This window comes from Microvirga alba, assembly GCF_015694465.1.
In the GTDB taxonomy this organism is placed as follows: Bacteria; Pseudomonadota; Alphaproteobacteria; order Rhizobiales; family Beijerinckiaceae; genus Microvirga; species Microvirga alba.
The window spans coordinates 947,029-960,549 of sequence record NZ_JADQDO010000001.1 but is presented as its reverse complement, the minus strand read 5'-3'; the positions used below and the strand labels follow the sequence as shown (position 1 = coordinate 960,549).

Annotated in this window: 12 protein-coding genes; 9 read left to right on the top strand and 3 right to left on the bottom strand. The window is 60.8% G+C overall.

Annotation, left to right across the window (positions count from 1 at the left end; genetic code table 11):
• The first annotated feature begins 232 nt into the window (after nt 1-232).
• The 8 genes from I2H38_RS04340 (at nt 233) to I2H38_RS04305 (ending at nt 9,729) form a co-directional block, all read left to right on the top strand.
• Nucleotides 233-1,603, top strand: coding sequence for a glutamine synthetase family protein (locus tag I2H38_RS04340; RefSeq protein WP_210324657.1), 1,371 nt, complete (start codon nt 233-235; stop codon nt 1,601-1,603).
• 16 nt (nt 1,604-1,619) lie between these two features.
• Nucleotides 1,620-2,903 carry an NAD(P)/FAD-dependent oxidoreductase gene (locus I2H38_RS04335; RefSeq protein ID WP_324617338.1) on the top strand — a complete coding sequence of 428 codons (1,284 nt, stop codon included), beginning with the start codon at nt 1,620-1,622 and terminating at the stop codon, nt 2,901-2,903.
• Between the two features lie 74 nt (nt 2,904-2,977).
• Nucleotides 2,978-4,075 carry a polyamine ABC transporter substrate-binding protein gene (locus I2H38_RS04330; protein WP_196270546.1) on the top strand — a complete coding sequence of 366 codons (1,098 nt, stop codon included), beginning with the start codon at nt 2,978-2,980 and terminating at the stop codon, nt 4,073-4,075.
• Nucleotides 4,076-4,089: 14 nt separating this feature from the next.
• Entirely contained in the window at nt 4,090-5,220 is a 1,131-nt protein-coding gene (locus I2H38_RS04325) for an ABC transporter ATP-binding protein (protein ID WP_196270545.1), read from the top strand.
• Nucleotides 5,217-6,167 (top strand): ABC transporter permease subunit, encoded by a 951-nt coding sequence (locus I2H38_RS04320; RefSeq protein ID WP_196270544.1) that lies wholly within the window; start codon nt 5,217-5,219, stop codon nt 6,165-6,167. Before I2H38_RS04325 ends, I2H38_RS04320 begins: the two co-directional genes overlap by 4 nt.
• A gap of 12 nt (nt 6,168-6,179) precedes the next feature.
• Entirely contained in the window at nt 6,180-7,019 is an 840-nt protein-coding gene (locus I2H38_RS04315) for an ABC transporter permease subunit (RefSeq protein ID WP_196270543.1), read from the top strand.
• A gap of 39 nt (nt 7,020-7,058) precedes the next feature.
• Entirely contained in the window at nt 7,059-7,784 is a 726-nt protein-coding gene (locus I2H38_RS04310; protein ID WP_196270542.1) for a glutamine amidotransferase-related protein, read from the top strand.
• Between the two features lie 67 nt (nt 7,785-7,851).
• A complete protein-coding gene (locus I2H38_RS04305; RefSeq protein WP_196270541.1) occupies nt 7,852-9,729 on the top strand; it encodes an NAD(P)-binding protein in 1,878 nt (625 codons plus the stop codon).
• A 324-nt stretch (nt 9,730-10,053) separates the two neighbouring features.
• On the opposite strand, the gene I2H38_RS04300 is transcribed toward I2H38_RS04305, so the two are convergent.
• Complete coding sequence (locus tag I2H38_RS04300) at nt 10,054-10,614, bottom strand: nucleotidyltransferase family protein (protein WP_196270540.1); 561 nt, start codon at nt 10,612-10,614, stop codon at nt 10,054-10,056.
• A 261-nt stretch (nt 10,615-10,875) separates the two neighbouring features.
• Between I2H38_RS04300 and mazG the strand changes: the two genes are divergently transcribed.
• Nucleotides 10,876-11,718 (top strand): nucleoside triphosphate pyrophosphohydrolase, encoded by an 843-nt coding sequence (gene mazG / locus I2H38_RS04295; protein ID WP_196270539.1) that lies wholly within the window; start codon nt 10,876-10,878, stop codon nt 11,716-11,718.
• On the opposite strand, the gene hflX is transcribed toward mazG, so the two are convergent.
• Both hflX and hfq read right to left on the bottom strand, forming a co-directional pair.
• Complete coding sequence (gene hflX, locus I2H38_RS04290) at nt 11,713-13,110, bottom strand: GTPase HflX (RefSeq protein WP_196270538.1); 1,398 nt, start codon at nt 13,108-13,110, stop codon at nt 11,713-11,715. The two genes, mazG and hflX, sit on opposite strands and share 6 nt — an antisense overlap.
• A gap of 1 nt (nt 13,111) precedes the next feature.
• Nucleotides 13,112-13,366: an RNA chaperone Hfq gene (gene hfq / locus I2H38_RS04285; RefSeq protein ID WP_196270537.1), complete on the bottom strand. Its 255-nt coding sequence runs from the start codon at nt 13,364-13,366 to the stop codon at nt 13,112-13,114.
• Nucleotides 13,367-13,521 lie beyond the last annotated feature (155 nt).

Below are 13,521 nucleotides of genomic sequence, written 5' to 3'. Positions count from 1 at the left end.
CCGAGCGCCCCGCCCTGTCCGATTCGCAGGACTTTTACCGTGTCCTTTTGAACTCATCTTCTCTTGTTCTCCTATGCATTACTTAACGTAAACTTGACGCCCCTTAAGATTTTTGATCACATTATCGGCACACATATGGCATGGCGCTTCAAAAGTTCCAAAGACCACCTGCTCTGGCGGTCTAAGCCCGGCCTTCATGCCTTCAGATCGGGCGGCAACAAAGGGGTATAGCGTGTCGTTAGACCGTGATAGCGCGCGCGAGTTCTTGCGCCGAAATGACAAGATCGAGGAGATCGACCTTCTGGTCTCCGATTTGAACGGGATCCTGCGCGGCAAGCGTGTTCCTGTTTCCAGCCTGGATCGCCTGTATGAAATCGGAATGAAGCTGCCGCTTTCGGCGCTCGCCCTCGATATCTGGGGCGAGGACGTGAACGATAGCGGTCTCATTTGGGAAACGGGCGACAGCGACGGCTCATGCATGCCCTGCGGCGCAGGGATCGTTTCGGTGCCGTGGGCATCCCGTCCGCGGGCCCAGATGCTCCTGTCCATGAACAATCCTGACGGCACACCCTTCATGGTCGATCCGCGCCAGGTTCTCACGCGTCAGGTCGAGCGCGCCAAGGCGATGGGAGTGACGCTGGTGGTGGCTACCGAGCTCGAATTCTATCTGATGGACGGAGATGTGCTGAAGACCGGCCGCCCCCGCCCTCCCGCAGCGCCGGAATCGGGCTATCCGATCGAGGTATCACAGCTTTACTCCATGGACGAGCTGGAAGAGTTCTCCGGCGTCTTCACCGATATCCGCGATGCCTGCGTAGCCCAAGGCATCCCAGGCGACACCTGCATCGTGGAGAACGGTCCCGGCCAGTTCGAGATCAATCTCGAGCACATTGATGATCCGGTCCTCGCCGCAGACCAGGCGGTGCTTTTCAAACGCATCGTGCGCAGCATCGCCCGCCGCCACGAATTGCATGCGACGTTCATGCCGAAGCCTTACGGCAACCAGTCGGGCTCAGGCTTCCACATTCATTGCAGTGCGCTGGATAGGGACGGACGCAATATCTTCGACGACGGCACGGAAGCAGGCTCCGACGCGCTGCGCCACGCGGTCGGCGGCGTCCTGGAGATGATGCCGACCTCGATGCTGATCTTCGCGCCCAACCTCAACGGCTACCGTCGCTTCCAGGCGGGCACCCACGCGCCGACCTACGCGACATGGGGCTATGAGAACCGCAGCACGTCGATACGCATCCCCAACAGCAGCAACAAGGCTCGGCGCTTCGAGCACCGTGTCGCGGGAGCGGACAGCAACCCCTATCTGGTGCTGGCCGCCATCATCGCCGGAGTACTGCATGGCCTGGAGAACAAGTGCGACCCGGGAGCGCCTGTGCGAGGGAGTGCCTATGAACAGTCCTCTTCCGAAAAGTCGCTGCCGAGCGACTGGGACTGGGCCATCGATCTGTTCCGTGACAGCAAGGTGCTTCGCGACAGCCTAGGCACCGATTTTCACAAGGTGTTCCTGGCCGTGAAATGGCAAGAGCGCAACAAGATGGCGCGCCGCGTCACGGATGCGGAATACGCCTCCTATCTGGGCGTGCTCTGAGAAAGAAAAAAGAAAGATGATGATCAATCACGCTGCCTCTTACTATGCCGCTACGGCCAACTCATCGGTGCCTCGCGCCTCTCTCACTGGGAGCGTCGAGGCCGACGTGTGCGTGATCGGCGCTGGTTATACGGGCCTGTCCACCGCGCTTCATCTCGCCGAGTGCGGCTACAAAGTGGTGGTGCTTGAGGCCGCGAAGATCGGCTGGGGTGCCTCAGGCCGAAACGGCGGACAGATCGTCAACGGCTACAGCCGCGACCTCAAGAACATCGAATGGCGATACGGCAAGGCGTCGGCGCAAGCCCTCGGTGCGATGTCGCTGGAAGGCGCGGAGATCATCCGCGGGCGCATCAAGACCTATAACATCGCGTGCGACTACCGCCCGACCAATGTCATCGCGGCCTTCACCGGCAAGCAGTTGCGTGAATTGGAGCATATGAGCGCCCACTGGGCGAGCCGCGGCCACGACGGCCTCGAAATGCTCGACAAGGAGGGCCTGCGCAAGCATGTGAAGGCCGATTGCTACGCAGGCGGCCTGATCGACCATCACGGGGGCCACATCCATCCCCTCAACCTGGCGCTCGGCGAGGCCGATGCCATTCAATCGCTGGGCGGCCAGATTTTTGAACAATCCACCGTGACGGGCGTGAAGACTGAGGGCGGCAAGGCTGTCGTCACGACGGCTCACGGCGAGGTGCGGGCGCCTGTCGCGGTGGCCTGCGGAAACGCCTATCTCAACGGCGTCATCCCCTTCTTGACGGACAAGGTCATGCCCGTCTCCACGCAGATCGTGGCGACGGAAGTGCTCGGGGAATCCACCATCCGCGAGCTGTTCCCGACCCTCACGGCCGTCGAGGATGCCAACTACGTCCTCGACTACTATCGCCCGACCGCCGATCACCGCCTGCTCTTCGGCGGCGGCATCGTCTACGGCGGGGCCGAACCGGCGGATATCGAGGCGAGACTGCGCCCCAATCTGGCGAAGGTCTTTCCATCTCTCGGCAATGTACGCTTCGACTACCTGTGGAGCGGAAACTTCGCGCTCACACTCACGCGCATTCCGCATTTCGGGCGGATCGGGTCGAACATCTATTTTGCCCACGGCTGCAGCGGCCACGGCGTGACGAGCACTCACCTCGCCGGACGCCTGATCGCAGAAGCAATCCACGGCGACGCGACGCGCTTCGATGCCTTCGCGACCCTCCCCTATTACCCCTTCCCCGGCGGGCGGGCCCTACGGGTGCCGCTCACCGTGGCCGGCGCCTGGTGGTACGGCCTGCGCGATCGGCTCGGCGTCTGACGTCGCAAGCGGCTTCCCCGCAAGGAAGCCGCCTGCCCAATCTGACAAACAACAACCTCCAAGGGACAAAAAACATGCAAAACCTGAAACGAGGGGCCTTCGCGGCACTCATCGGCCTTGCGGTGGCGACGCCTCTCAATGCCGCCGACAACAAGGTTCTCAACATCTTCAACTGGTCGGATTACGTGGCTCCGAACACCATCGCCGATTTCGAAAAGGCGACCGGGATCAAGGTGAATTACGACGTCTTCGACTCCAACGAGATTCTGGAGGCCAAGCTCCTCGCCGGACGCTCCAACTACGATATCGTGGTCCCAACGGCTTCGTTCCTGGAGCGGCAGGCAAAGGCCGGTATCTTCCGTCCGCTCGATAAGTCCAAGCTCGAGAACTACAAGAACCTCGATGCCGAACTTCTGGCGCGAATTGCGCAGAACGATCCGAAGAATACCTTCGCCATTCCCTATATGTGGGGCACCATCGGCATCGGCTACAACAAGGACAAGATCAAAGAGCGCCTTGGCGTCGACACGATCACGTCGTGGGACGTTCTGTTCAAGCCGGAGATGTCGGCGAAACTCAAGGATTGCGGCATCGCCGTGCTGGATTCGCCCTCTGAGGCGATCGGCACCGCCCTGGGATATCTCGGCATCGATCCCAACAGCGAGAAGCCCGAGGATCTCGCCAAAGGCACGGATCTGATGAAGCAGCTCCGTCCCAACGTGAAGTACTTCCACTCCTCGCAATACATCAACGATCTGGCGACCGGCGCCATCTGTGCCGTGGTGGGCTACAACGGTGACATCCTGCAGGCGCGTACCCGCGCGGAGGAGGCCAAAAACGGGGTGTCCATCGGCTTCAGCGTGCCGCAGGAAGGCGGCCTTATGTGGTTCGACGTGATGGCCATTCCGAAGGATGCGCCGCATGCGGAGAATGCTCACATCTTCCTGAACTACATCCTCAAGCCGGAGGTCACCGCCGCGATCTCCGACAAGGTGCACTACGCCAATGCCAGTACGGCGGCGACGCCTCTCGTGTCGCCGGAAGTCCGCAACGATCCGGGCACCTATCCGTCGGCCGCTGTGCGTAGCAAGCTGTTCACCATGAAGGCCCATTCGGCGAAGTTCGACCGTCTCCTGACCCGGGCTTGGACCGAGATGAAGACCGGCAAGTGAGCCAGGGGACCGTCATGACCAGTCTCGCCAGCAATCGATCCGCAGCCGGTCCTGCGGACGCTCCCTTCGTCAGGATAGAGGGCGTCACCAAGCGGTTCGGAGACTTCGTCGCCGTCAACAACATCAGCCTCGACATCCATCGCTCCGAGCTGTTCTGCCTGCTCGGCGGCTCCGGATCGGGCAAGAGCACTCTGTTGCGCATGTTGGCGGGCTTCGAGCATCCGACGGAAGGACGGATCCTCATCGACGGACAGGACATGACGGGCGTGCCGCCTTATGAGCGGCCTGTGAACATGATGTTCCAGTCCTACGCGCTCTTCCCCCACATGACCGTGGCCGACAATGTCGGCTACGGTCTGCGTCGGGCGGGGGTTGCGCGCAGGGAAGTCAAGCGGCGGGTCGCGGAGATGCTCAATCTCGTGAAGATGGGCGACTTCGCGCACCGCAAACCCGATCAGCTCTCGGGTGGCCAGCGGCAGCGCGTGGCGCTGGCGCGTTCGCTGGTGAGGCAGCCCAAACTGCTCTTGCTCGATGAGCCCCTCGGCGCACTCGACAAGAAGCTGCGGGAAGAGACCCAGTTCGAGCTGATGAAGATCCAGACCCAACTCGGCACGACCTTCATCGTCGTCACCCATGATCAGGACGAGGCCATGACGCTTGCGTCGCGAATGGGGGTGATGAACGAGGGGCAGCTCGTTCAGGTGGGCGAACCCCGCAACCTCTATGAGTTCCCCAGCAGTCGCTTCGTTGCCCAGTTCATCGGCGCGGTGAACATGTTCGAAGGCGTCCTGGTGGATGACGAGCCCGACCATGTGCGCATCCGTTCCGAAGAGGCCGGCTGCACATTCTTCGTCAATCACGGCATCAGCAGCGCGCCTGGACAGACGGTGCATGTGGCGGTCCGTCCCGAAAAGATCCGCCTCAGCCGTGAGATCCCGCCGGGTGCGGACAATGTGGTCAAGGGCGTGGTCGATGAGATCGCCTATCTCGGCAATTTGAGCGTGTTCCAGGTGCGTCTCGGCACCGGCAAGCTGATCCGCGTCACGTTGCCGAATCTCGACAGGCATGAGGGCACAACGTTCGAACCGTCGGACACGGTCCACTGCTCCTGGGGCCCATCGAGCGGAGTGGTGCTGGCATCATGACCGCGAACGCTCATCTCGAACAGCCTGCGCGCGCGGCTCCCGGCACTCCCCGCAACGGTTCGCCCCAACAGTTCGGTCGCCAGGCCGTGACCGCTGTGCCGATGCTCTGGCTGCTCGTCTTTTTCGCGCTTCCCTTCGTCTTCGTCATGAAGATCTCGCTCGCGGAAGCGGACATCGCGGTTCCGCCTTATACCGCGCTCTTGACCTGGGTCGACAACAAGATCCTGTCGATCCACATCGACTTGAGCAAATATCTTTTCCTGTTCGAGGATAGCCTCTATCTCGCCGCCTATCTCGGATCGCTGAAGATCGCAGCGGTATCGACGATCTTCTGTCTTTTTATCGCCTTTCCCATCGCCCTGTTCATCGCCCGCCAGAAACCAGAGACCCGCATCTTCTGGCTGGCGTTGGTGATGCTGCCGTTCTGGACGTCGATGCTGCTCCGCGTCTATGCCTGGATCGGCATTCTCCAGAGCAACGGCATCATCAACAGCGTCTTGCTCGAACTCGGCCTGATCCATGAGCCGCTCGCGCTTCTGCAGACGGATTTCGCGGTTTATCTCGGCATCATCTATTCGTACCTGCCCTTCATGGTGTTGCCGCTCTACGCCACCCTGGAAAAACTGGATGAAACCCTCATCGAGGCCTCTGCGGACCTTGGCGCGCGACCGACAACGAGTTTTCTGACCGTCACCCTGCCGCTAGCGCTGCCCGGCGTGGTGGCCGGTTGCGTGATGGTGTTCGTGCCGGCCGTGGGCGAGTTCGTGATTCCGGCCCTGATGGGCGGACCCGACACGCTAATGATCGGTCGCGTGCTGTGGGATGAATTCTTCAGCAATCGCGACTGGCCCATGGCCTCGGCGGTGGCAATCGTCATGCTGATCGTGCTGGTGGTGCCGGTCATGCTGCTGCGCAGCCGCGGGCGGCATTCTCTCGGGCACGGTTGAAGGAGTGGACAGATGCGTCGACAGGGTCTTTTCGTCATCCTCATGACCTTCGCGGGTCTCGTGTTCCTCTACGCGCCCATCGTCACCATGATGGTCTTAAGCTTCAACAGCTCACGCCTTGTCACGGTGTGGGGTGGCTTCTCCCTGCATTGGTATCGTGAGCTTTTGAACAACGAGGCCCTCCTCGACGGTGCGTGGCTCAGCATCGAAATTGCGGCCCTGAGCGCCACGGCGGCAGTCGTGCTGGGCACGCTCGCCGGCTTCGTGCTGTCCCGCTTCGGCGCGTTCCGGGGCAAAGTAGCGATGGCGGGCATGGTCTCGGCGCCACTGGTTATGCCGGAGGTGATCACCGGCCTCTCCCTGCTGCTGCTGTTCGTCGCGATGGAGGAACTCATTGGCTGGCCTGCCGGGCGCGGCATCACCACGCTCGTGCTCTCCCATGCCACTTTCTGCATGGCGTATGTGGCCATCGTCGTGCAATCCCGCCTCGCGCAGATGGACGGGGTGCTGGAGGAGGCCGCGCTCGATCTGGGCGCACGGCCCTGGCGCGCATTTCTCGACGTGACGCTGCCGATGCTCGCGCCGGCGCTCATCTCAGGCTGGCTGCTAGCTTTCACCCTCTCCTTCGACGATCTCGTGATCTCGAGCTTCGTTTCGGGGCCGGGCAGCAGCACGCTGCCGATGCTGATCTTCTCCAAGGTCCGCCTCGGCGTCAGCCCCGACGTCAACGCTCTTGCGACCATCATGATTACAATCGTGGCGGCCTGCGTCTTTCTTTACGCCTGGCGGGCCAGTACGCGCCTCGGGCGGCGCAAGAGTGGCGCCGCCGGGACCCAGCCATCAGGCGCCTGAGCTCCACAGGCCTCGTCAGCGCTAGGAAGGATGAACGACATGCGGATCGGAATTCTGGAAACCGGGCGAAACCGCGAGCATCTGACAAAGCGTCACGGCACCTATATCGACATGTTCAGCGCGCTGCTCTCCGCTGTCGATCCGTCGCTGGAATTCACGTCCTATGGCGTCCTGGAGGACGAGTGGCCCGCCTCGATCCATGAATGCGACGCCTGGCTGCTGACAGGGTCCCGGCACACGGCCTTCGACCGTCTGCCCTGGATGGTGCGCCTCGAGGAGTTGCTGCGCGAGATGATGGCGGCGGGAAAGCCGATCATCGGCATCTGCTTCGGCCACCAGATCCTGGCGCAGGCTCTTGGCGGAAAGGTGGAGCGCGCTAAAGTCGGCTGGGGTCTTGGTCCACATAGCTATTCGGTCGATGAGATCCCGGAATGGATGGAGGGCGCGCCTGAGACCATCTGCCTGAACGCGGTGCATCAGGACCAGGTGACGGAGCTGCCGGAAGGCGCGACCGTGATCGCCTCCTCCCCCTTCTGCCAGAACGCCATTCTCGCCTATGGCGACCGCGCCCTCACCTTCCAGGCGCATCCCGAATTCGCCCCCGAATTCCTGGCCGAACTTTTGGATGCGCTGGAGAGCAACGGCCTTCCCAAAGAGGTCATCGCCGACGCCCGCACCGGGTTGGGAAATGCCGAACGTAAAACCGAATCCACCCTGGCCGCACAATGGGTCTTGAACTTCCTAGCGGGAAGAATCCGGGCCTGACGTTTATCGAGGCCTTAGCCCGGATCAGTCTTTCAAAACACAAACGGAATACCTCTGGGAGTGAAGAATGATTACGCGACGGGATTTTCTGAATGGCGTTTCTCTGACCATCGCCGCAGGTTTGGCGCCGATTGATCTGGTCAGAGCGGAGCAATTGGTGCCGGGTGCGCTCGCGGCTGACTACTACCCACCCGCACTCACCGGCCTTCGTGGTAGCCATCCGGGCTCGTTCGAGCCTGCACATGGGCTGGCCCGCGAAGGAAGCAAGTTCGCATTCGATGCAGTTCCGGTCGAAGAAGACTATGACCTGGCGATCGTCGGCGGCGGCATCAGCGGATTGTCCGCCGCGTGGTTCTATCGAGAGAAGCACGGCGCCGACAAAAAGATTCTCATTCTCGACAACCATGATGATTTCGGCGGCCACGCCAAGCGTAACGAGTTCCGCGCCGGCGACCGCCTGATCCTCGGCTACGGCGGCACTGAGAGCATGGAGTCGCCGCGCACGGGCTATAGCAAGGTTGCCTCTAGCCTGTTGAAGTCACTCGCCATCGACATCGACCGCTTCACGACGGCTTTCGACCGCACGTTTTATCACTCGCACAAACTCAGCCGCGGTGTGTTCTTCGACAAGGACAACTGGGGTCGGGACAAGCTCGTGACCGGCGACCCGTCCTGGCTGATGGACGACGACCAACTGCCCGATAAGCTGAATGCTCGTCCGATCAAGCAATTCGTCAACGATTTTCCGCTGTCGGCCAAAGACAAGGCGGCGCTCATCGCGTTCTACGCGAAGCCGAAGGACTACTTGAAGGGCAAGAGCAAGGACGAGAAGAAAGAGTACCTTGCGAAGACCAGCTATCGCGACTTCTTGCTCAAGAACGTCAAACTGAGCGAGAAGGCGGCCATGTACTTCCAGGGCCGCTTCAACGATCTCTACGCGTCGTGCTCCGACACGGTGTCGGCGCTGACCGCCATGGAAACCGGCTTTCCCGGCTTCGCCGGTCTCAAGATCGCGGAAGAGGACGGCGCGTCCAAGGACAGCGAAGATCCATATATCTGCCATTTCCCAGACGGGAACGCGTCGATTGCGCGTTTGCTGGTCCGCAGCCTCATCCCGGCGGTCGCTGTCGGCAACACGATGGACGATGTCGTCCTGGCGAAGTTCGATTATTCGAAACTCGACACGAGCGCGTCGCCCGTGCGCATCCGCCTGAACAGCATCGGCTTGAACGTCGCGAACGTGAAAGATGGCGTTGACGTCACCTATATCAACGCCGGCAAGCTGCACAAAGTGCGGGCCAAGAAGACCATTCTGGCCGGCTGGAATATGCTCATTCCCTTCATCGCGCCGGAGATTCCGGAGGAGCAGAAGCTCGCGCTCCGGCAGAATGTGAAGCTGCCTTTGATCTATACGAATGTCATCATTCGCAACTGGCATCCATTCGTGAAACTCGGTGTTCACGACATCTATTCGCCGACGATGCCATATGCTCGGATCAAGATGGATTACCCCGTCAGCCTCGGCGACTACAGGTTTCCCAAAACGCCGGACGAGCCAATGTGCGTGCACATGTACTGCGCTTTGACCTCTCCCAACCAGGGCATGGATACCAGAACACAGGCGCAGATCGGTCGGCAGTTCCTGCTGGAGACGCCTTACGAGAAGTTGGAACACACCGTGCGCGACCAACTCAGCCGTATGCTCGCGGGCAGCGGCTTCGATGAAGGCCGGGATATCCAGGGTATCACCGTCAATCGCTGGCCGCACGGCTATTCATACAGCAAGAACGAGTTGTTCGAAGAAAGCGATGCGATGGAAACCACGATTGCCCTCGCCCGGAAGCCATTCGGCAACGTGGCCATCGCGAACGCCGATGCCGGGTGGGAGCCGTTGACACAATCGGCAATCGATCAGGCTTGGCGAGCAGTAAACGAACTTGCCTGAAAAAAGAACGCCAATGAAATGAAGGGCTGCCAATCAAAGGGCGCCTTTCTTGCAGCACACGGACGTCCTGCGCCCAGGCAGGCTGGGACCTCGGCCCCCCATCGCCGTTCGCCGCAGGAAAATCGACGAGACGCTCTTGTCTGTCTGCATCGCGCCATCCTGCTGGGGTGCATCAACGCACTCGGCGCCTACCATATACTTGGCGAACCAGGGCCTTGCGGATCGCCGTTGGAGGCAAGACGCCATAGCAGTTGCGAACGGCCAGGCCGTGTCACCGCATAAAGCACTACAGCATCGCGGCGAGGCAGGCTCACCTGGGGAGCCCTAATCGGCGATCGTCAGCCAGGGCCAGCGCGCTTGATAATCTTCGGCCTTCCGCTGGAATAGATCTGGTCGCGGGTTCATCGGATTCATTTTCAGGACGCCGTCCCACAAGTCCTGCAATCCGTTCGGCGCATAAAGGTCACCGGTGTGAATGTCGATTCCGACACAAGTGCAGGAGATGAGATAGTGATCGATGCCATCCTTCGCGGATTGCAAGCGCGGGTAGCTATGGCCGAAGCGCTGTTCATACCAGAGATGAACTCTGGCTTGGTTCTTGACCTCGACTGCGACACCGAGATCGCTGAACAAAGCCTTTGTTTGTTGAACGACCGCGTCCTCAGCATCCCACGACAAGTCGGTGTCATCGAAATAGAAGACGTCGTAATCCTTGATCGCTGATTGCAAGGGACATCCGGAACGCTGATTCCAGATCGTTTGGAACAGGCAGCCCGCAGTCAAAAAACACTGGCGCAGCCCAAGCTTTGGCAATCTCTCGACGATAGCGGCGTTTACTGGGTTTTCCATTGCCCGTTCAATGAACGTTTCCGCAGAAACCAGCATCGCCCCGACCTATTCCATGAAAACCTTACTGGTAAGCCTTAACTTAGCGTTGGCGGGGCTCTCGCGTCCATTCGGACCCTTGAGCCCCTGTGCCGTCCTCCACAAAAACCAAGAGACAAGCAGAGCCTCCAACGATTGCTCGACAGCCCCTGCCCGCTTTTCCGCAACCCGTCGAGCTTCGATCTCGCCTTAAGGCACAAACGCTGGCCCCCGGCTTCGTCCTCGGGTTATGAAGCGGGAACGCGATCCGGGGATCCTCTGATGATACCTTCTTCCGACATTCAACGTCTTCTGGAGATCATGGCTGCCCTGCGTACGCCCGGTACAGGCTGCCCGTGGGACCTGGAGCAGACATTTGCCTCGATCGCACCCTATACGCTGGAGGAGGCCTATGAGGTCGTGGACGCCATTGAGCGCGGCGACCTGGCGGACCTGCGGGATGAGCTGGGCGATCTCCTCCTTCAGGTGGTCTTCCACGCCCGGATGGCGGAAGAGCAAGGCGCGTTCGCCTTCCCGGACGTGGTCGAGGCCATCAACCGCAAACTCGTTCGTCGCCACCCGCACGTGTTTGGCAGCGCCAAAAATCTGTCCCCGGAAGAGGTCAAAGGCCTCTGGGACGAAATCAAACAGCAGGAAAAGGCCGAGCGTCGCGCTTTGCGGGAAAAATTGGGAGCGCCGATAGAGCCTCACGATTCAGGTTTTCTGGGAGGCATTCCCCCCGTTCTGCCGGCCCTGACGCGGGCGCAGAAACTCACGGCGAAGGCTGCAAAGGTCGGGTTCGACTGGCCTGAAGCTGCGCAGGTGATCGACAAAATTCACGAGGAGTTGGAGGAGGTTAAAGAAGCCACTTCATCTCACAGTCGAGATAAGATCGAAGATGAGATCGGCGATCTTATCTTTGCTGTCACGAACCTGGCGCGCCATTTCGACATCGATCCCGAGACAGCCTTGCGGCGGACGAACGCGAAATTCGAGCGGCGCTTCCGCGCGATCGAGAGCGCGCTCGAGAAACAAAGCAAAACCCTGGACGACGCCTCGCTTGAAGAAATGGAACAGCTCTGGGTCGAAGCTAAACGCGCGGAGCGCGAGCCTCCCGCTTCATAGGACACGGGCCTGAGGGAACCGGTTCAGGAAGCGAGGCTCCTTTCCGGATACCAAGCGCACACGCAAAACGGAATGTCCGCTCTCTAGCGTCTGGCGGTCGAGAATTTCTGTATTCTCATGCAGCCAGGCGAGCCCCTGCCCGTTCTCCGGCGCGACATCGACCTCATAGGTCAAACGCCCCGTCGAAAGATGCTGCTCGATGGTGGAGAGAAGCTCCGGCAGCCCCTCCCCGGTTAGCGCTGAAATGAGGATGGGCCGCCTCTCGCTCTCAGTGCGGCTTGAGGTCCCCGCGAGCCTCTCGCGATCCTCCGGCGTCAGGAGGTCGGCCTTGTTCCAGACTTCGATGATACGCCGGGTGTCGTCGGGGTCGATGCCGAGCTCGCGCAAGACGATGGCCACGTCGCCAGCCTGCGCTTCCGTTTCGCCGTGCGACACGTCGCGGACGTGAAGAAGTACATCGGCCTCGACGACGTCTTCCAAAGTCGCGCGGAAAGCCGCGACAAGCATCGTCGGCAGGTCCGAGATGAAGCCCACGGTATCTGACAGAATGGCCTTCTCGCCGTGGGGCAAATCGATGGCGCGCGAGGTCGGATCCAGGGTCGCGAACAGCATGTTTTCCGCCAGCACCTCTGCCGCGGTCATCCGGTTGAACAGTGTCGACTTACCGGCATTCGTATATCCAACAAGAGCGACAATCGGATACGGCACGCGGCGGCGGCTCGCCCGGTGCAAAGAGCGCGTCTTGACCACGGTTTCGAGCTCCCGCTCGATCCGCGTCATCCGCTCTTGAATCATGCGCCGGTCGGCCTCGATTTGCGTCTCGCCAGGCCCACCGAGGAAGCCGAAACCACCGCGTTGGCGCTCGAGATGCGTCCACGAGCGGACAAGGCGGCCCTTTTGATAGGACAAATGTGCCAGTTCGACCTGAAGCGTCCCTTCCTTGGTCCGGGCGCGGCGTCCGAAAATTTCGAGAATCAGGCCGGTCCTGTCGATGACCTTCGCGCCCCAGGCTTTCTCCAGATTGCGTTGCTGAACGGGGCTGAGCGCGCAATCCATGACCACGAGACCGATTTCCTCGGCTCGGATCAAAGCCGCCAGCTCGTCCACCTTTCCGCTACCGATATAGGTCGCGGGGCGCGGCGAGGCCAAAGGCGCGAGAAGCGATCGGACAATCGAGAGGTCGATGGCGCCGGCGAGCCCGGTCGCCTCATCGAGGCGAGCGTCTGGAGGGCGGGGATTGGTGGCCTGGCCGTCCGCATCGGCGCCAGGAGAGCGGCGCCTGCGGGTCAAATATGGCCCGACAACAATCGTTCGGGTTCCCGCCGCGACTTCCTTTTCAGGCTCGGCGAGTTGTCCAAGACGATGTTCCCCCGGGGTGCGCGGTTCCGTCACCTCAGGCCTTTTCTGTGGCCTCGTCGATCTGGTCGAACAATTGAACGGGCTGCCCGGGCATGATCGTAGAAATTGCATGCTTATAGACGAGCTGGGAATGGCCGTCCCTGCGCAGGAGCACGCAGAAATTGTCGAACCAGGTGACGACGCCCTGAAGCTTCACGCCGTTCACGAGGAAGATCGTCAAGGGAATCTTGTTCTTCCGGACGTAGTTGAGAAAAGTGTCCTGAAGATTTTGCGCGCGATCGCCCGCCATGGAAGTTGCCTCGTCAGCCCCTCGCCGCCGGTCTTGGCTTAGGGGCCGCCTCTATATGGTTGTCCGCATTCGTGCGGTCGGTGACCGGCACCCTTATTACAGGGCGAAGAGTACCGTTACGCAAGGGGGAACATAGTAGTTATGTCGCCCCTGGC